General features: G+C 69.4%; 14 protein-coding genes. 8 read left to right on the top strand and 6 right to left on the bottom strand.

Annotated elements, in window-relative coordinates:
- Positions 1 to 35 precede the first annotated feature (35 nt).
- On the bottom strand, positions 36 to 257 hold the full coding sequence (locus ASF96_RS14555; protein ID WP_055837203.1) for a DUF7455 domain-containing protein: 222 nt from the start codon (positions 255 to 257) through the stop codon (positions 36 to 38).
- Between the two features lie 161 nt (positions 258 to 418).
- On the opposite strand from ASF96_RS14555, the gene ASF96_RS14550 reads away from it, so the two are divergent.
- Positions 419 to 2,491 carry a DNA gyrase/topoisomerase IV subunit B gene (locus ASF96_RS14550; RefSeq protein WP_156458891.1) on the top strand — a complete coding sequence of 691 codons (2,073 nt, stop codon included), beginning with the start codon at positions 419 to 421 and terminating at the stop codon, positions 2,489 to 2,491.
- A 75-nt stretch (positions 2,492 to 2,566) separates the two neighbouring features.
- Here the strand turns inward: ASF96_RS14550 and ASF96_RS14545 are convergent, their stop codons facing one another.
- Entirely contained in the window at positions 2,567 to 5,026 is a 2,460-nt protein-coding gene (locus ASF96_RS14545; protein WP_055940284.1) for a DNA gyrase/topoisomerase IV subunit A, read from the bottom strand.
- A 70-nt stretch (positions 5,027 to 5,096) separates the two neighbouring features.
- On the opposite strand from ASF96_RS14545, the gene ASF96_RS14540 reads away from it, so the two are divergent.
- Entirely contained in the window at positions 5,097 to 6,224 is a 1,128-nt protein-coding gene (locus ASF96_RS14540) for an alkaline phosphatase family protein (protein ID WP_055940283.1), read from the top strand.
- Between the two features lie 70 nt (positions 6,225 to 6,294).
- On the opposite strand, the gene sepH is transcribed toward ASF96_RS14540, so the two are convergent.
- Positions 6,295 to 7,332 (bottom strand): septation protein SepH, encoded by a 1,038-nt coding sequence (gene sepH, locus ASF96_RS14535; RefSeq protein WP_055837214.1) that lies wholly within the window; start codon positions 7,330 to 7,332, stop codon positions 6,295 to 6,297.
- A 222-nt stretch (positions 7,333 to 7,554) separates the two neighbouring features.
- On the opposite strand from sepH, the gene ASF96_RS14530 reads away from it, so the two are divergent.
- Positions 7,555 to 7,848, top strand: coding sequence for a DUF4193 domain-containing protein (locus ASF96_RS14530; RefSeq protein ID WP_055837222.1), 294 nt, complete (start codon positions 7,555 to 7,557; stop codon positions 7,846 to 7,848).
- Here ASF96_RS14530 and ASF96_RS14525 read toward each other — a convergent pair.
- Complete coding sequence (locus ASF96_RS14525; protein ID WP_055837225.1) at positions 7,823 to 8,314, bottom strand: DUF3093 domain-containing protein; 492 nt, start codon at positions 8,312 to 8,314, stop codon at positions 7,823 to 7,825. The genes ASF96_RS14530 and ASF96_RS14525 overlap by 26 nt on opposite strands.
- Positions 8,315 to 8,326: 12 nt before the next feature.
- On the opposite strand from ASF96_RS14525, the gene dut reads away from it, so the two are divergent.
- The 5 genes from dut (at position 8,327) to dxs (ending at position 15,241) form a co-directional block, all read left to right on the top strand.
- Positions 8,327 to 8,782, top strand: coding sequence for a dUTP diphosphatase (dut, locus tag ASF96_RS14520; RefSeq protein ID WP_055837227.1), 456 nt, complete (start codon positions 8,327 to 8,329; stop codon positions 8,780 to 8,782).
- Positions 8,779 to 9,402: a DUF3710 domain-containing protein gene (locus ASF96_RS14515; RefSeq protein WP_055940281.1), complete on the top strand. Its 624-nt coding sequence runs from the start codon at positions 8,779 to 8,781 to the stop codon at positions 9,400 to 9,402. The genes dut and ASF96_RS14515 overlap by 4 nt, the downstream gene beginning before the upstream one ends.
- Entirely contained in the window at positions 9,399 to 10,154 is a 756-nt protein-coding gene (locus ASF96_RS14510; RefSeq protein WP_055940279.1) for a DUF3159 domain-containing protein, read from the top strand. The genes ASF96_RS14515 and ASF96_RS14510 overlap by 4 nt, the downstream gene beginning before the upstream one ends.
- Before the next feature lie 133 nt (positions 10,155 to 10,287).
- Positions 10,288 to 13,128, top strand: coding sequence for an aconitate hydratase AcnA (acnA, locus tag ASF96_RS14505; RefSeq protein WP_055940277.1), 2,841 nt, complete (start codon positions 10,288 to 10,290; stop codon positions 13,126 to 13,128).
- Between the two features lie 166 nt (positions 13,129 to 13,294).
- The gene (dxs, locus tag ASF96_RS14500; protein WP_055837240.1) at positions 13,295 to 15,241 is read left to right on the top strand and encodes a 1-deoxy-D-xylulose-5-phosphate synthase; all 1,947 of its coding nucleotides are present in this window, start codon (positions 13,295 to 13,297) and stop codon (positions 15,239 to 15,241) included.
- Positions 15,242 to 15,403: 162 nt separating this feature from the next.
- On the opposite strand, the gene ASF96_RS14495 is transcribed toward dxs, so the two are convergent.
- Both ASF96_RS14495 and ASF96_RS14490 read right to left on the bottom strand, forming a co-directional pair.
- Positions 15,404 to 17,542, bottom strand: coding sequence for a 3-hydroxyacyl-CoA dehydrogenase NAD-binding domain-containing protein (locus ASF96_RS14495; RefSeq protein WP_055940276.1), 2,139 nt, complete (start codon positions 17,540 to 17,542; stop codon positions 15,404 to 15,406).
- Positions 17,539 to 18,747 (bottom strand): thiolase family protein, encoded by a 1,209-nt coding sequence (locus tag ASF96_RS14490; protein WP_055940274.1) that lies wholly within the window; start codon positions 18,745 to 18,747, stop codon positions 17,539 to 17,541. The genes ASF96_RS14495 and ASF96_RS14490 overlap by 4 nt, the downstream gene beginning before the upstream one ends.
- Positions 18,748 to 18,758: the final 11 nt, after the last annotated feature.

The raw sequence follows: 18,758 nt of genomic DNA, 5'->3' as shown, positions 1-18,758 counted from the left end.
GAGGAGTGGTGCGGGGCCCGTTTCGACGTACCGGCTCAGTCGGCGGCGGTGAGACGCGCGGTCTCGTCGTGCCACGAGGTGGCGATGCTGCGGAGCTTCTCTTCGTACTTGCGGCCGTGGTGCGCGCAGAACAGCAGCTCGCTGCCGTTCACCTCGGCGGCGATGTAGGCCTGCGCTCCGCACGAGTCGCAGCGATCAGCCGCCGTCAGGCGGTGGTCGAGGACGGCTGACGCTTCGGGTGCAGTCGTAGTGGTCATCTCGGGTGCCCTCCTCAGTGGTCGTTGGGCGAGTCCCCATATACAACCACGCGGATGTTTCCCCTATGCCGCGGCGTGATCACATTTCGCTGTGCGCGTACGACGACCCGACCTCGCTGTGTGTCTGCAAGCGATGTCGGCGGCCCCGATTACGCTGGGAGATCGTGACGTCCGAGTACTCCGCCCATCATCTGCAGGTCCTCGAGGGCCTCGAAGCCGTGCGCAAGCGCCCGGGTATGTACATCGGCTCGACCGACTCCCGGGGCCTCATGCACTGCCTGTGGGAGATCATCGACAACTCCGTCGACGAAGCCCTCGCCGGCCACGGCTCGCGCATCGACATCGTGCTGCACGCCGACGGCAGTGTCGAGGTGCGCGACCGGGCACGTGGCATCCCCGTCGACGTCGAACCGCGTACCGGTCTCACGGGCGTCGAGGTGGTCTTCACCAAGCTGCACGCCGGAGGAAAGTTCGGCGGCGGCTCGTACGCGGCCTCGGGGGGACTCCACGGCGTCGGCGCCTCGGTCGTGAACGCGCTGTCGGAACGACTCGACGTCGAGGTCGACCGCGCCGGCAAGACCTACGCGATGTCGTTCCACCGCGGCGAACCGGGCCGGTTCGCGGGTGACACTCCCGACTCGGCCTTCACTCCGTTCGAGCGCAGCAGCGAGCTGCGGGTCATCGGCAAAGCCCCGCGCGGGGTGACCGGAACCCGCATCCGGTACTGGGCGGATCGGCAGATCTTCACCAAAGACGCGGCCTTCGGCCTCGATGATCTCGTGCAGCGCGTGCGCCAGACGGCCTTCCTCGTGCCGGGCCTCGAGATCGTGGTGCTCGACGATCGTGCCGAAGAACGCGTCGAGACCAGTTACCGCTTCGACGGCGGCATCTCGGAGTTCGCCGAGTTCCTCGCCCCCGACGCCGCGGTCACCGACATCTGGCGGCTGACGGGGACCGGGTCGTTCACCGAGACCGTCCCCGTGCTGCAGCCCGGCGGCTCCATGGTCCCCACCGAGGTCGAGCGCGCGTGCGAAGTCGACATCGCCGTGCGCTGGGGCACCGGTTACGACACCACCAGCCGGTCCTTCGTGAACATCATCTCGACGCCCAAGGGCGGCACGCACCAGCAGGGCTTCGAACAGGGCCTGATGAAGGTGCTGCGCGCGCAGGTCGAACAGAATGCGCGCAAGCTCAAGGTGGGCAACGACAAGGTCGAGAAAGACGACCTGCTCGCCGGTCTCACGGCCGTGCTCACGGTGCGCCTGCCCGAGCCGCAGTTCGAGGGCCAGACCAAAGAGGTGCTCGGCACCCCCGCGGTGCGACAGATCGTGGCATCCGTCGTCACCCAGGAGCTCACGGCGCTTTTCGCCTCGCCCAAGCGCGACGACAAGGCGCAGACGGCCCAGCTGCTCGAGAAGATCGTCTCCGAGATGAAGGCCCGCATCTCGGCGCGCACGCACAAAGAGACCCAGCGCCGCAAGAACGCCCTCGAATCGTCGTCGCTGCCCGCGAAGCTCGTCGACTGCCGATCGAACGACGTCAACGATTCCGAGTTGTTCATCGTCGAGGGCGACTCGGCCCTGGGAACGGCGAAGCTCGCCCGCAACAGCGAATACCAGGCGCTGCTGCCGATCCGCGGCAAGATCCTGAACACGCAGAAGGCATCGATCAGCGACATGCTGTCGAACGCCGAGTGCGCCTCGATCATCCAGGTGATCGGCGCGGGCTCCGGGCGCTCGTTCGACCTGAGCGCCGCGCGCTACGGCAAGATCATCCTCATGAGCGACGCCGACGTCGACGGGGCGCACATCCGCACCCTGCTGCTGACGCTCTTCTTCCGGTACATGCGACCGCTCGTCGAAGAGGGCCGCGTCTACGCCGCGGTGCCGCCCCTGCACCGCGTCGTCGTCATGAATCCGGGTACCAAGCCCAACGAGACGATCTACACCTACAGCGAGCAGGAGCTCCACGCCCTGCTGACGAAGCTCAAGCGCAGCAACAAGCGCTGGCAGGAGCCCGTGCAGCGGTACAAGGGCCTCGGCGAGATGGATGCCGACCAGCTCGCGACCACGACCATGGACCGGGCGGGCCGCATGCTGCGCCGTGTTCACGCCGAGCACATCGAGCAGGCAGCCGAGGTCTTCGACCTGCTCATGGGCAGCGACGTCGCTCCGCGCCGGGAGTTCATCATCGAGTCGAGCGACCGCCTGGCACGGGAGCGCATCGACGTCTGAGTCTCGGACGACGCTTCGTCGGCCCGTCGTGGACCAGACGGCGCGCGCCGTGCGGCGCGGCGCCGTCGGCGCGCGTCAGCGGATGGCGGTGCCGATCGCACCGATGACGGCGTCGAGCGGCTGACCCGACGCGTCGCGCTTCGCGCCCGCCTCGGGCAGAGCCCGCACGGCACCATCGGCGCCGACGGCGCGGGGATCGGTACCGACCCAGGCCAGAACGAGGGCGTCTTCGCCGCGCAGCAGGCGCTGCGCGCGCACGCCACCGGTGGCACGGCCCTTCGCCGGGTACTCAGTGAACGCCGAGACCTTCGCGCTGCCCGCATCGGTGCCGGGGAGGGCGGCCGAAGAACCCGCGACGGTGACCACGACCGCGTCGAACGCCGACGCCCCCACGACCGCGAAGGCGATGACGTGAGCGCCGTCCGCGAGCCGGATGCCGGCCATGCCCCCCGCGGAACGGCCCTGCGGGCGCACTGACGAGGCTTCGAAACGCAGCAACTGCGCGTCGCTCGCGACGAAGACGAGCTCGGCGTTGTCTCCCGCGGGTGCGGCGCCGACGACGCGGTCACCGTCGCGCAGCGAGATGATCTCGATGTCGGGCTTGGTGCCCAGCTCGCTCGCGGCGACGCGCTTGACCACGCCCTGCGCGGTGCCCAGTGCGATCATGGGGCCCCCGACGAGGGGGACGAGTGCGACCACCGTCTCACCCTTGGCGAGGGTGAGGTACTGCTCCACCTTCGTGCCGGCGGCCACCTGCACGGCGTTGGCCGGGACCGAGGGAAGGTCGACGGGAGAGAAACGCACCAGGCGCCCCGCCGAGGTCACGGCACCGATGTCGCCACGCGTGGTCGTGTCGACCGACGAGCGGATGGCGTCGTGCTTGGACCGACGGGCCGGGGGCACGACCCCGCCGGCGGGCGCGTCGGCGATGAGCTCGGCGCGCACCATGCGACCGGTCGACGAGAGGTAGACGCGGCACGGGGCGTCGGCGATCTGCAGGTCAGCGGCGGCGGCTGCGGCAGCACGGGCCGACCGGGGTTGCACCGGCCCGCCGTTGAGCAGCATCGTGCGCCGGGGCGTGCCGTACGCCTCGGCGGCGGCATCGAGTTCGGTCGCGACCAACTGTCGCAGGAGCGTCTCGCTGCCGAGCAGTTCGACCAGCGCGGCGATCTCGGCGTGCAACTGATCGCGCTCGGCCTCGAGCTCGATGCGCGAGAACTTCGTCAGGCGCCGCAGGCGCAGCTCGAGGATGTACTCGGCCTGCAGATGTGAGAGGTCGAAGACCTCCCGCAGCTTGGTTCGAGCCTGGTCGCCGTCGTCCGAGGAGCGGATGACCTGGATGACCTCGTCGATGTCGAGGATCGCGATCAGCAGGCCCTCGACCAGGTGCAGGCGTTCGCGCTTGCGCGCCAGGCGGTACTCGCTGCGGCGCGTGACCACCCGGATGCGGTGCTCGATGTACACGCGCAGCATGTCGCGCAGCCCCAGCGTCTGCGGCTGACCGTCGACGAGGGCGACGTTGTTGATGCCGAACGAGTCCTCGAGGGGGGTCAGCCGGTACAGCTGCTCGAGCACGGCCTTCGGGTCGAAACCGGTCTTGATGCCCACGACCAGGCGCAGACCGTGGTTGCGGTCGGTGAGGTCGGTCACATCGGCGATGCCGGTGAGCTTCTTCGCCTGCACGGCGTCTTTGATCTTCTCGATGACCCGCTCGGGTCCGACCAGGTAGGGCAGCTCGGTGAAGACGATGCCCGTACGCCGGGGGCCCAGCGACTCGATCGACGCCTTCGCCCGGGTGCGGAAGCTGCCTCGGCCGTTCGTGTAGGCGTCCTTGATGCCGTCCAAGCCCACGATGATCCCCCCCGAGGGGAGATCGGGTCCCGGGACGAACTCCATGAGCTCCTCGACCGTGGCATCCGGATTCTGCAGCAGGTGCGTGGCCGCCCCCACGACCTCGATGAGGTTGTGGGGCGCCATGTTGGTCGCCATACCCACCGCGATACCGGTCGCACCGTTCACGAGCAGGTTCGGGAAGGCGGCGGGGAGCACCTCGGGCTGCTGGAACTGACCGTCGTAGTTGGGGATGAAATCGACGACGTCCTCGTCGAGGTTCTCGGTCAGCGCCAGGGCGGCCGCGGCCAAACGGGCCTCGGTGTACCGGGGGGCTGCGGGGCCGTCGTCGAGCGAACCGAAATTGCCGTGACCGTCGACCAGCGGCACGCGCAGCGAGAACGCCTGCGCGAGGCGCACGAGCGCGTCGTAGATCGGGGCGTCGCCGTGGGGGTGCAGCTTTCCCATCACCTCGCCCACGACACGGGCGCTCTTCACGTGCCCGCGGTCGGGCCGGAGGCCCATCTCGGCCATCTGGTACAGGATGCGCCGCTGCACGGGCTTCAACCCGTCACGCGCGTCGGGAAGGGCGCGCGAGTAGATGACCGAGTAGGCGTACTCGAGGAAGGACCCCTGCATCTCGGTGGAGACATCGACGTCTTCGATGCGCTCGGTCACGGGGGCGGAGGAACGGGAATCGGGCATAGAGGAGGCCTCGGGTCGGGCGGGCGTCCGGATCGGACGGGGATCGGAGCCGTGTGGAAGACTTGCTCCGATGTCACTCAGCCTACCGGCGGACCCGCCGCGCTCCCGGAGCCTCACCGGTGTGGTGACGCAGACCATCGCCGCGTTGTCGGGGGAGTCCGACTGGCTCGCCCCCGCGCGCAGTGCGATCGTGTTCGTCGTCGACGGCCTGGGCAGCCACAACCTCGCCGCGCGTCGCGGACACGCGCGCTTCCTGTCGTCGGCGGGCGGGCGTCGCGACGTCGCGCGCACGGTGTTCCCCTCGACGACCGCCGCCGCCCTGACGAGTCTGCTGACCGGCACCGACCCCGGTGTGCACGGCATCGTGGGCTACCGCGCCCGCGTCCCGGGCACGCGCACCGCCCCCAACCAGTTGCACGGCTGGGAGACCGACGGCCTCGATCCGCACACGTGGCAGCGCAGCCGGCCCCTGCTCGAGCAGCGCGTCAACGCGGGGCATCCGTGCTTCGTCGTGTCGCGACCGGCCTACGCCGGAACCGGCTTCACCGAGGCGACGCTGCGTGGCGCCGAGCTCGTCTCGTCGAACGACATCGACCAACGCGTGCGCCTCGCGGCCGACTTGGCCGCCCGGCATGCCGGAGCCCTGGTGTACCTCTACGCCCCGGAACTCGACACGGCGGGCCACCGCGACGGCTGGGAGTCGGATCGCTGGACCGACGCGCTCGAGACGGTGGATGCCGCCGCCCGCCGCCTCGGCGAGTCGATCGACGCGGGCACCGGCGTGCTCGTGACCGCCGACCACGGCATGGTGGACGTCCCCGCGCACAAGCACGTGCTGCTGCGCGACGGCGACGAGATGCTCGACGGCGTCGACCTGCTCGGGGGCGAACCCCGCATGCTGCACCTCTACGCCGACGAGGGGCGAGCGGATGCCGTGGCTGCGGCCTGGAAGGCCCGCGAGGCGTCGCGCGCCTGGGTGCTGACCCGCGACGAGGCGATCGCGGCGGGCCTGTTCGGTCGGGTCGACGACGAGGTACGGGAGCGGATCGGCGACGTCGTCGTCGCGGCGCGCGGGCGCTTCGCCTACTACGACGACCGCGAGGCCGACAAGCGACCCCAGCGCATGATCGGCCAGCACGGCTCGCTGACCGAAGAGGAACGCACGGTGCCGCTGCTGCGCCTCGGCGCCTTCGCCTGAGCCGTCTCGCGCGGGCGGGGTCCCGGCATCCGCCCGCGCACCATCCGCGTGCGGGACCGGGGAGAGAGCGTCAGCTCTCGTCGGTGCGCGCCCCGAACACGATCTCGTCCCACGACGGCATCGACGGGCGCCCCTTGGTGCGCCGCGCGGAATCCGCCGACGACGAAGACGAACGATCCGGGTCGGCGGGGGAGTCCGCGTCGGTGGACGGCGTCGGCTCGACCGCGTCGAACAGCGACACCGGGGGGCCCGACGGACGCCGCTCCGGCGACGGCTCGCTCTCGGTCATGCCGGGGAGCGGTTCGCGCTGCCCACGACGACGGCGCAGGGCCTCGAGCAGGTCGGCCGTCTCCGACGAGGCGACCGGGGCGTCGGGAGCACGGTTGATGGCCGCAGCCTGCACGGCGGGGGCGATGGGGCCGGTGCCTTCGACTCCCGGCTCGTCCTCGATGTCGAGGCGACGGGGGCCGAAGGACCCGCTGTCGAAACGCGAGTCGTCCTTCGAGACGGTGTCGAGGGCGCGGAGGCGCGGGATGAGCCCCTCGGGGAGCGACCCCTGCCGCGAGAGCTGGATGGCGTCGGCGTTCTGCGGCGACAGGCTGCTGCGGCGCGGGTCGAAGCCCCACCGCGCGTCGTGGTCGATGCCGTTGGCCGTGAATTCGAGCTTCACCAGCCAGCTCGAACCCTCTTTCCAGCTGGTCCAGCGCTCGGCTGAGGCACCGGCCTCGCCGAGCTTGGCGCGCACGGCCGCACCGAAGGTGATGGGGGCGTCGTGCTCGAGGGCACCGCCGAGCAGCACCGGGACGGCCAGGGCCTGACCGACGACGTGCTCGCGCTCGGCGAGGACCGGGCGCTCGAAACGCTCGACGTCTTCGACGCGGGCGTTCAGCAGGGTGGCCACCTCGCGGGCCGACATCCCTGCGCGGATGTGCGCCTGGATCTCGCGGGGGCTGGGGCGCGGGGCACGGTCGTCGTCGCTGCGATCACGACGGGCGCGGCGCGCCTCGGCGCGCAGCACGTCGTCGAGCGGCAGCGCGAAGCGCTCGCCCGCCTGAGTCGCGACGACGAGGACGTCGTCCTCGGTGCCGATGACTTTGAGCTGTTCCATGCGAAACACCCCTCCGATCTGCGGTCGAGGCCCATGCTGACACGCTCGCCGCGTGGTTCCGGGAATATCGCGGGCGCGCCGCGAGTTTCACGCCTCGCCCAATACGCAACCCGTCCCCCGAGCATTTGCTTATCGAGGTCGGGTCATGCAAACTATGGCCGCCCGATCGGGCACCCGATGGGGCACAGCACCACAAAACACTGGAAGTAGAGACCTGCACGCATGGCAACGGATTACGACGCACCGCGCAAGACCGAGGACGACAGCGAGTCGATCGAGGCCCTCAAGGAGCGCGTGCCCGACAAGGCGTCGGGGTCGATCGACAACGAGGACGCCGACAACCCTTCGGGCTTCGAACTGCCCGGCGCCGACCTCTCCGACATCGAGCTCGATGTCGTCGTTCTCCCCGCTCAGGAAGACGAGTTCACCTGCATGAACTGCTTCCTCGTGAAGCACCGCTCCCAGATCGCAGAAGAGAGCGGCCCCGGCTTCATCTGCCTGGAGTGCGCAGCCTGACCTGAGCACGCTGGATCGCCGCCACCAGGCGATCCGGCGTGCGGGTGGACACCACCCACGACGGGGTCGGATCGTCGGGATCGGTCACGGGAATCGTGACGACACCGTCGACACCACCCCGGATGACGTGCCACGCCCGGTGGTCGAGACCACTCCCGCGGGCCGTGCGCGCCTCTTCGGCGGCCACGCCGACGGGGGTCCCCAAGAACTCCACCGGGATGTGGCCGCGACCCGCGCGCAACTCGCCGTCGCGGATCTCGACGACGGGGGAGATGGCGACGAGACCCACCACGATCGCCACCGACACCAGGAGCCCGATGAACAGGGCCAGCGTGGTGTCGAGCGGCGAGAACACCAGGGCGGCCATGGGGCCGCACACGGCGGCGGCGACGAGCGCCCAGAGCGACGGGCTCAGACGCTCTCGATAGTCGGCTGCGGTGCGGATGCCGCACCCCCTCTTCTGCATTACCCTCGTGGGGTGACCGAAACGGTGGACGTCCCAATTGTCGCATCCGAGCCCCCGGTCTTCGCCCACCCCGGCGACGCCGGTGCCGACCTGATCGCCGCCGAGGCCGTGCGCCTGCAACCCGGGCGCCGCGCGCTGGTGTCCACCGGCGTGCGCATCGCCCTCCCCGAGGGCCACGCGGCCTTCGTTGTGCCCCGCAGCGGGCTCGCTGCGAAGCACGGCATCACCGTCCTCAATTCCCCGGGCACGATCGACGCCGGGTACCGCGGCGAGATCAAGGTGGCCCTGCTGAACACCGACCTCGACGAGGCCTATGACATCGCGGTCGGAGACCGCATCGCCCAGCTCATCGTGATGCCCGTCCCGCCCGTGCGCTTCGTCCCCGTCGACGAACTTCCCGACAGCGTGCGCGGCGACGGCGGTTTCGGATCGAGCGGATACCAGAGCCTTCAAGGGAGCACACGATGACCGACAACGACCAGCCCGGTACAGACCAGCCCGGAACCGAGGTCGTCACGGCGGCCAAGAGCGCCCCGGCCGATCGCGACAGCGCCGGCCCCTTCGACGAGTCCGAAGCGAACCCGGTACGCCCCTACATCGACCTGGGCGGCATCAAGATCCTCCCGCGCGAGGGACTCAACCTGCGCCTCGAGGTCGAGGAGCAGACCAAGCGCATCGTGGCCGTGGGCCTCGACTACTCCGAGTCCACCCTGCAGGTGCAGCCCTTCGCGGCCCCGCGCACCAGCGGCCTGTGGGAAGAGACGCGCGAGCAGATCCGACAGCAGGTCAAGCAGCAGGGCGGCCGCGTCGAGGAGCGCGAGGGCCCGCTGGGTCCCGAGCTGCTCGCCGAGGTGCCGGTCATGGCCGGCGCCGACGGCTCGGCCAAGCGTCTGGCCCGCTTCGTCGGCGTCGACGGCCCGCGCTGGTTCCTGCGCGGGGTGATCGGGGGAGCCGCGACCTCCGACGTCGCGGCCGCCGCCGCCGTCGAAGACCTCTTCCGCTCGATCGTCGTGGTGCGGGGCACCTCGCCCATGCCGCCGCGCGACCTGATCCCGCTCCGGATGCCGGCGACCCCCGGCACCGCATGAGCGACGACTCGCCGCGCCCGGCGCACGACGACGACCGCGTCCCCCTCGAGCCGCCTTCGGCCGCAGACAGCGTCGGAGCCGCGCTGGGTAATGCCGCGCGCCGCGCGGGCCTCGACCCCGCGAAGCACAGCTCCACCGGCGCTGCCGTGTGGTCGGCGATGGGCGGGTGGCGCGGCATCCTGGAATCGGTGCTGCCGTCGCTGGCGTTCGTCGTGCTGTTCACGGTCACGATCGATCCCGAGACGCGCCAGGGCAACCTCTGGGTGAGCCTCGGGGTGTCGGTGGGTCTCGCCGTGGTCTTCACGCTGGCACGCCTCATCGCGAAGTCTCCGCCCAGCGCCGCCATCGGGGGTCTGCTCGCCACCGCGGGCGCCGCGATCCTGGCCCTGGTGACGGGCCGCGGTCAGGACAATTTCGTGCTCGGGTTCTTCACGAACGGCGCGTACGGCACGGCCTTCCTGGTGTCGGCCCTCATCGGCTGGCCGCTCATCGGTCTCGCGGCGGGCTACCTGCTGGGCGAGGGCACGGCCTGGCGCGCGGACCGCCGCAAGCGTCGGGCCTACACCTGGCTCTCGATCGCCTGGGCGGCGCTGTTCGCGGCGCGCCTGATCGTGCAGCTTCCGCTGTACTTCGCCGGCGACGTGACCGCGCTCGGCACGCTGAAGATCGTCATGGGCCTGCCGCTGTTCGCCCCGATGCTCGCCGTGACGTGGCTCGTGGTGCGCGCTCTCACTCCTCGCCGCGAGTCCTGATAATATCTTGACATCAAGATAAATCCGTCGCCCCAGACGGTTAGGTCGACCTTCCTGGCATCGACGTCTCCGCGCGGGGAAGATGGGAAACTGCGGGTCTACGCCTGCGCATTCGCCGACGAAGGAGACGATCGTGTCCACGGTTGACAGCTTCGGTGCCAAGAGCACCCTGACGGTCGGCAGCACCGACTACGAGATCTTCCGCATCGACACGGTCGCCGGTTACGAGAAGCTCCCGTTCAGCCTCAAGGTGCTGCTCGAGAACCTGCTCCGCACCGAGGATGGCGCGAACGTCACCAAGGAGCAGATCCAGGCGCTCGGTTCGTGGGTCCCCACGGCCGACCCCGACACCGAGATCCAGTTCACGCCGGCCCGCGTGGTCATGCAGGACTTCACCGGTGTGCCCTGCATCGTCGACCTCGCCACCATGCGCGAGGCCGTCACCGCCCTGGGCGGCGACCCCAACAAGATCAACCCGCTCTCGCCCGCCGAGATGGTCATCGACCACTCGGTCATCGCCGACCTGTTCGGCAGCGAGAACGCCCTCGAGCGCAACGTCGAGATCGAGTACGAGCGCAACGGCGAGCGGTACCAGTTCCTCCGTTGGGGCCAGACGGCCTTCGACGACTTCAAGGTCGTCCCCCCGGGAACCGGCATCGTGCACCAGGTCAACATCGAGCACCTGGCCAAGGTCGTCTACGACCGCACCGTCGACGGCGTGCTGCGTGCGTACCCCGACACCTGCGTCGGCACCGACTCGCACACCACGATGGTCAACGGCCTGGGCGTGCTGGGCTGGGGCGTCGGCGGCATCGAGGCCGAGGCGGCCATGCTCGGCCAGCCCGTTTCGATGCTCATCCCGCGCGTCGTCGGCTTCAAGCTCACCGGTGAGATCCCCGCCGGGGTCACCGCGACCGACGTCGTGCTCACCATCACCGACATGCTGCGCAAGCACGGCGTCGTCGGCAAGTTCGTCGAGTTCTACGGCGAAGGCGTCGCCTCGGTGCCGCTGGCCAACCGCGCCACCATCGGCAACATGAGCCCCGAGTTCGGCTCGACGGCCGCCATGTTCCCCATCGACGACGTCACCCTTGAGTACCTGCGCCTCACCGGCCGCGACGAGCAGACCGTCGACCTGGTCGAGGCGTACGCCAAAGAGCAGAAGCTGTGGCACGACCCGTCGCGCGAACTGTCGTTCAGCGAGTTCATCGAGCTCGACCTCTCGACCGTCGTCCCCTCGATCGCGGGCCCGAAGCGCCCGCAGGACCGCATCCTGCTGTCCGAGGCGAAGTCGCAGTTCGAGAAGGACATCCTGAACTACGCCGACGCGTCGGTCTCGGACTCGATCGTCGACCTCGAGGTCGACGGCACCTTCCCCGCCTCCGACCCCGGTTCGGTCCCCGGCGAAGAAGAGGAAGACGTCACCGACAGCGAGGTGCTCATCTCGTCGGGGCACCCCGTCAACGCCTCGAACCCGGTGCGCGTGACGACGCCCGACGGGCAGTCGTACCTGCTCGACAACGGCGCCGTCACCCTGGCCGCCATCACGTCGTGCACCAACACCTCGAACCCCTCGGTCATGATCGCGGCGGGCCTGCTCGCCAAGAACGCCGTCGACAAGGGCCTGAAGCGCAAGCCGTGGGTCAAGACGACGCTCGGACCGGGCTCGAAGGTCGTCACCGACTACTACGAGAAGTCGGGCCTCGACAAGTCGCTCGAGGGCCTCGGCTTCTACACCGTCGGCTACGGCTGCACGATCTGCATCGGCAACTCGGGCCCGCTCATCGAAGAGGTCTCCACGGCCGTCAACGAGCACGACCTGGCCGTCACCGCGGTGCTCTCGGGCAACCGCAACTTCGAGGGTCGCATCAGCCCCGACGTGAAGATGAACTACCTGGCCTCGCCGCCGCTGGTGGTCGCCTACGCGCTGGCCGGCTCGATGAACTTCGACTTCGAGACCGACGCGCTCGGCACCGACCAGAACGGCGAGGACGTCTTCCTGAAGGACATCTGGCCGGCCCCCGACCAGGTGCAGTCGATCATCGACGCGTCGATCTCGCGTGAGCAGTTCATCACCCAGTACGCCACCGTCTTCGAGGGTGACGAGCGCTGGAAGAACCTGCCCACCCCGACCGGCCCGACCTTCGAGTGGGACGCCGACTCGACCTACGTGCGCAAGGCTCCGTACTTCGAGGGCATGACCATGGAGCCCGACGCCGTGCGCGACATCAGTGGCGCGCGCGTCATGGCGACGCTCGGCGACTCGGTCACCACCGACCACATCAGCCCGGCCGGCAACATCAAGGCGGGCACGCCCGCCGCGCAGTACCTGATGGACCACGGCGTCGCGCAGAAGGACTTCAACTCCTACGGCTCGCGCCGCGGCAACCACGAGATCATGATCCGTGGCACGTTCGCGAACATCCGCCTGAAGAACGAACTGGTCGCCGCCGTCAACGACGGTCAGATCATCGAGGGCAGCTACACGCGCGACTTCACCCAGGCCGGTGGCCCGCAGACGTTCATCTACGACGCCTGCATGAACTACCAGGAGCAGGGCACCCCGCTCGTCATCTTCGGTGGCAAGGAGTACGGCTCCGGCTCGTCGCGTGACTGGGCGGCCAAGGGCACGAACCTCCTCGGCGTGAAGGCCGTCATCACCGAGAGCTTCGAGCGCATCCACCGCTCGAACCTCATCGGCATGGGCGTCGTCCCGCTGCAGTTCCCCGCCGGCGAGAGCTGGAAGACCCTGGGTCTCGACGGCACCGAGATCGTCTCGATCGAGGGCCTCGAACAGCTCAACGAGGGTGTCACGCCCAAGACGGTCAAGGTCATCGCGACCCCGAGCGAGTTCTCTCCCGAGGGCAAGCAGCCGGTCGAGTTCGACGCGGTCGTGCGCATCGACACCCCCGGTGAGGCGGACTACTACCGCAACGGCGGCATCCTGCAGTACGTGCTGCGTTCGCTGGTCTGACACACCCGCACCGTCGTGCCCCGGGAGCCTCGCTCCCGGGGCACGCGGCGTTTGCGGAGACCACGAAACGACCGTGATCGCAAGGCGTTGCCGGGCCCGACCGGCCCCCCGAGACTAGAATCGACAAGTATTCGCACCACTGCGTCTACCGCACGAGAGGAGTCGCATGGCTCTCCTACCCGGCATTCACGGTCCCCGTGACCTCGACGACCTGGGCCCCGCGCAACTGCGTCAGCTGGCCGCTGAGGTCCGGTCGTTCCTCGTCGAGAACGTCTCGCGCACCGGCGGCCATCTCGGTCCGAACCTGGGCGTCGTCGAGCTGACGATCGCCCTGCACAAGGTGTTCGACTCGCCCGCCGATCCCATCATCTTCGACACCGGTCACCAGTCGTACGTCCACAAGATGCTCACCGGGCGTCAGGACTTCGCCAACCTCCGCTCGCGCGGGGGATTGGCCGGGTACCCGCAACGTTCCGAGAGCGAGCACGACGTCGTCGAGTCCTCGCACGCGTCGAGCTCGCTGAGCTGGGCCGACGGGGTCTCGCGTGCGTTCTCGCGCACCGGACGCACCGATCGTCACGTGGTCGCCGTCGTCGGAGACGGCGCGCTCACGGGCGGCATGACGTGGGAGGCGCTGAACAACATCAGCGACGACAACGACCGCAACCTCGTCATCGTCGTCAACGACAACGGGCGCTCGTACGCCCCGACCATCGGCGGCATGGCGCGCTACCTCAACCGTGTCCGTACGAACGACGCCTACCGCACGCTGCACCGCGGCTCCGACACGCTGTTCCGGCGCTTGGGCCCCGCGGCTCGCGCCGTGTACCGCGGCGTCCGCGGCGGCACGCACGGGTTCCTCTCGCGCTTCACGAACAACGAGGCGCTGTACAGCAACCTCGACATCAAGTACCTGGGCCCGGTCGACGGGCACGACTTCGACGTGCTGATCGAGACGCTCGAGCTGGCCAAGTCGTACGGCGCTCCCGTCATCGTCCACGCGATCACCGACAAGGGCAGCGGATACGCCCCGGCACTCAGCGACACCGCCGACCAGTTCCACGCGGTGGGCAAGATCGACCCGATCACCGGCGAGGCCGTCAGCTCGGGCGGTGGCCTGCAGTGGACCGACGTCTTCGCCGAGGAACTCGTGGCCGTCGGTGCCGAGCGCGACGACGTCATCGCCATGACGGCCGCGATGCTGCGGCCGACCGGGCTGCAGCAGTTCGCCGAGCGGTTCCCCGAGCGCGTCTACGACGTCGGCATCGCCGAACAGCACGCCGTCGCCTCGGCCGCCGGTCTCGCCTTCGGCGGCCTGCACCCCGTCGTGGCGATCTACGCCACCTTCATGAACCGTGCGTTCGACCAGGTCATGATGGACGTCGCCCTGCACAAGGCGGGGGTGACGTTCGTTCTCGACCGCGCCGGCGTGACGGGTCCCGACGGCCCCAGCCACCACGGCATCTGGGATCTCGCGATGCTGCAGCTCGTCCCGGGCATCCGCATCGCCGCGCCGCGCGACGCGAGCCGTCTGCGAGAGGAGTTCCGCGAGGCGACCGCCGTCGAAGACGCCCCCACCGTCGTGCGGTACCCGAAGGGCAAGATCCCCGACGACCTCGATGCGATCGAGCGTCTCTCCGACGGCGTCGACGTGCTCGCACGCGGCTCGTCAGAAGATGTGCTGCTCGTCGGCATCGGCCCGATGGTGCACCTGGCGATGGAGGTCGCCGAGCGGCTTCGCGCGCAGGGCATCGGCGCGACGGTGATCGATCCCCGCTGGGCCATCCCGGTGCAGCCCTCGATCGTCGAACTCGCCCGTACGCACCGTCTGGTGATCACGATCGAGGACGGCATCCGAGTCGGCGGGGTCGGCACCCGTGTGCGTCAGGTGCTCCGCGAGGCCGGCGTCGACACGGCGGTCGACGAACTCGGCATCCCCGACGCCTTCATCGACCACGCGACGCGCGAGCAGATCCTCGAGGATGCCGGGCTCACGGCGTCGAAGATCGCCCACGACGTGGTGGCCCAGGTGCTCGGCACCCGCATCCCCATGGCCCGGCAGACGCCCACCGGGTCGATCCCCACGTTCGACTGGGAGAAGTCGCGCCCGTGACGTCCGCGCCCTGACGCGCGAAGATCAGGCCGGACTGCACGGGTTCCGGCCTGATCCCGTTGTGCGGGTCGTTCCCACGACGCTGCGCGCCCCGACACGGCGCCCCGATCAGCGGGTACGCCAGCGGCGCCGCCCCCTCGGGGACGGCGCCGCTGTGGTGCGTCAGGCTCCGATGCCGCGAATGGGCGGGTGGTGGAACGTGTCGCCGAAGGCGCGATTCGACGCTCCCTCTCGATCGAGGTACGGCGAGGCGCCGCCGTCGATGAAGGGCCATCCGGCGCCGAGGATGAGGCACAGGTCGATGTCTTCGACCTCGGGCACCACGCCCTCGTCGAGCATGATCTTGATCTCCTGTGCGAGGCCGTCCTGCACGCGGGCGAGGATCGTCTCGGGCGCGACCGGCGTCTTCCCGGTGACGAGAACCTTCTGCGCGGCCTTCGTCCAGCCGGTCACGCGACCGCCCTTGTCCTTCTCGACGACCTCCGGGAGCGCGGCGAGCTCGTGGAAGTTCTCCGACGAGAAGAAGCGGTCGGGGAACGCGTGCGCCATCGTGTCCTGCACGTGGGCGGCGACCTTCCATCCCACGAGGTCGATGAGCTGGAACGGCCCCATCGGCAGGCCGAGAGGTGCGAACGCCTTCTCGACCGTCGCGATCGGGGTGCCCTCGTAGACCGCGCGTGCCGCCTCGCCCATGACCTTCGCCAGCAGACGGTTCACGACGAAGCCGGGCGCATCGGCCGTGAGCACCGCGTTCTTGCCCAGGCCCTTCGCGACGACGAACGCCGTCGACAGGGCGGCGTCGCTCGTGGCATCCGTCTTCACGACTTCGATGAGCGGCATCACCGCGACGGGGTTGAAGAAGTGGAAGCCGACGAGACGCTCGGGGTTCTGCAGCACCGAACCGATCTCGGCCACCGAGAGCGACGAGGTGTTCGTGGCGAGGATCGCGTCGTCGGCGACGATCTTCTCGATGGCCGAGAACACCTCCTGCTTGACCCCGACCTCTTCGAACACCGCCTCGATGACGAAGTCGCAGTCGGCGAACTCCGAGCGGTCGGTCGTGCCGTGCACGAGGGCGCGCAGCTGGTTGGCGGTGTCGCCGTCGAGGCGGCCCTTGGCTTCGAGCTTGCCGATCTCTTCGCGGATGGATGCCACGCCCTTGTCGACGCGCCCCTGGTCGAGGTCGGTGATGATCACGGGAACCCGGAGCTTGCGCACGAACAGCAGCGCGAACTGCGACGCCATGAGACCGGCGCCGATGACGCCGACCTGGGTGACCTTCTTCGCGAGCGCCTTGTCGGGGGCCCCGACCGGACGCTTCGCGCGCTTCTGCACGAGGTCGAAGGCGTACATGGATGCCGCGAACTGGTCGCCCGTGATGAGGTCGGCGAGAGCTTCGTCTTCGCGGGCGAAGCCCTCGGCCCTCGTGCCGCTCTTGGCCTCGTCGAGCAGGTCGAGCGCGACGTAGGGGGAGCGGGGCACGGTGCCGATCTTGGACTCGAGCATGCCGCGGGCCATCTTGATCGCGATGGGCCACTTGGTCAGGCGCTCGAGCTTGCCCGGCTCGTTCTTGCGCTCGACCTTCACCCGGCCGGTGAGCACGCCGTCGGCCCACCGCAGCGAGTCCTCGAGGTACGAGGCCGCCGGGAAGATGGCATCCATGATCCCGAGGTCGAAAGCCTGCTGCGGCTTGAGCATGCGGTTCTGCTTGAGCGGGTTCGAGATGACGACCTCGAGCGCGTTCTCGATGCCGATGAGGTTCGGCAGCAGGTAGGCGCCGCCCCAGCCGGGGATGATGCCGAGGAACACCTCGGGAAGGGCCACCGCCGCGGCCGAGGCGTCGACCGTGCGATACGTCGAGTTCAGCGCGATCTCGAGACCGCCGCCGAGTGCGAGGCCGTTCACGAAGGCGAACGAGGGCACGCCCAGCTCGGAGAGCGAGCCGATCACCTGATGTCCGCGCTGGGCGATCAGGCGGGCGACGTCTTTCGAGGGCAGCTTCGCCACGTCGGACAGGTCGGCGCCGGCCGCGAGGATGTACTGCTTGCCCGTGATGGCGACGGCGTGGATCTCGCCGGCCGCGGCCCGGCTCTTCAGAGTCTCGAGCGTGCGCCCGAGCTCGGCGAGCGTCGCCGGCCCCAGGGTGTTGGGGCGGGTGTGGTCGCGACCGTTGTCGAGCGTGACCAGGGCGAGCACGTTACCCGAGGGCAGGCGCACGTCGCGGACGGGGGAGTGGGTCACGACCTCGTCGCCGGTGAGGGCGTCGAGGGGCGAGAAGTCGATGGCGGCGTAGTCGGTCACTTGCGCTTCTTCTTTCCGTCGAAGAACGGGTTCTCCCAGATGACCGAGCCGCCCTGACCGAGTCCCACGCACATGGCGGTGAGGCCGTAGCGCACGTCGGGACGCTCGGCGAACTGGGCGGCCAGCTGGATCATGAGACGGACTCCGGATGCCGCGAGCGGGTGGCCCAGGGCGATGGCGCCGCCCCACGGGTTCACGCGCGGATCGTCGTCGGCGATGCCGAAGTGATCCAGCAGCGAGATCACCTGGATGGCGAAGGCTTCGTTGAGCTCGAACAGACCGATGTCGTCGATCGTGAGCCCGGCCTTCTTGAGCGCCTTCTCGGTCGAGGGGATGGGTCCGATGCCCATGATCTCGGGCTCGACGCCGGCGAAGGCGAACGAGACCATGCGCATCTTCGGAGTGAGACCGAGCTCTTTCACGGCACCGGAACCGGCGAGCAGGCTGATGGTCGCACCGTCGGTCAGCGGCGACGACGTGGCCGCGGTGACCCGTCCGTGCGGGCGGAACGGTGTCTTGAGCGTCGCGAGTCCCTCGAGGGTCGTCTCGGGTCGGCGGCCCTCGTCTTCGGTCGCGAGTCCCCACGCGCCCTCGGCGTTCTTCACCGCGACCGAGACCAGGTCGGGCTGGATCTTGCCGGCCTCGTAGGCGGCCTGCACCTTGTGCTGACTGGCGACCCCGAAGCGGTCGGCGCGGTCCTTGGTCAGGTGCGGGAAGCGGTCGTGGATGCGCTCGGCCGTCACGCCCATGTTGAGTGCGCCCGGGTCGACGAGCTTCTCGGCGACGAAGCGGGGGTTGGGGTCGACGTTGCCGCCGATGGGGTGGCGGCCCATGTGCTCCACGCCGCCCGCGAGGGCGAGGTCGTACATGCCGACGCCGATCGAGGCACCCATGGTGGTGACGCTCGTCATGGCTCCCGCACACATGCGCTCGACCGCGAAGCCGGGCACCGTCATCGGCAGACCCGCGAGGATCGCCGCCGTGCGTCCCAGGGTCAGCCCCTGGTCACCGGTCTGCGAGGTGGCGGCGATGGCCACGTCGTCGATCCGGTCCTTCGGCACGTCGCCGTTGCGCTCCATCAGCCCGATGATCGCCTTGACCACCAGATCGTCGGCACGCGTGTTCCAGTACATGCCTTTTTCGCCGGCGCGCCCGAAGGGGGTACGCATTCCGTCGACGAAGAAGACGTCCGTCATCTCGGCCACTCTGCCTCCAT

It is taken from the genome of Microbacterium sp. Leaf179, assembly GCF_001423785.1.
In the GTDB taxonomy this organism is placed as follows: domain Bacteria; phylum Actinomycetota; class Actinomycetes; order Actinomycetales; family Microbacteriaceae; genus Microbacterium.
Note: the sequence above shows the minus strand (reverse complement) of the source record. Positions and strands in the feature narration are given on the sequence as shown.

Coding starts and splice junctions, on each gene's coding strand:
- sepH (WP_055837214.1), bottom strand. CDS start 7,332: ATGGAACAGCTCAAAGTCATCGGCACCGAGGACGACGTCCTCGTCGTC.
- ASF96_RS14525 (WP_055837225.1), bottom strand. CDS start 8,314: ATGCAGAAGAGGGGGTGCGGCATCCGCACCGCAGCCGACTATCGAGAG.
- ASF96_RS14515 (WP_055940281.1), top strand. CDS start 8,779: ATGACCGACAACGACCAGCCCGGTACAGACCAGCCCGGAACCGAGGTC.
- ASF96_RS14540 (WP_055940283.1), top strand. CDS start 5,097: ATGTCACTCAGCCTACCGGCGGACCCGCCGCGCTCCCGGAGCCTCACC.
- dxs (WP_055837240.1), top strand. CDS start 13,295: ATGGCTCTCCTACCCGGCATTCACGGTCCCCGTGACCTCGACGACCTG.
- ASF96_RS14545 (WP_055940284.1), bottom strand. CDS start 5,026: ATGCCCGATTCCCGTTCCTCCGCCCCCGTGACCGAGCGCATCGAAGAC.
- ASF96_RS14530 (WP_055837222.1), top strand. CDS start 7,555: ATGGCAACGGATTACGACGCACCGCGCAAGACCGAGGACGACAGCGAG.
- ASF96_RS14510 (WP_055940279.1), top strand. CDS start 9,399: ATGAGCGACGACTCGCCGCGCCCGGCGCACGACGACGACCGCGTCCCC.
- ASF96_RS14555 (WP_055837203.1), bottom strand. CDS start 257: ATGACCACTACGACTGCACCCGAAGCGTCAGCCGTCCTCGACCACCGC.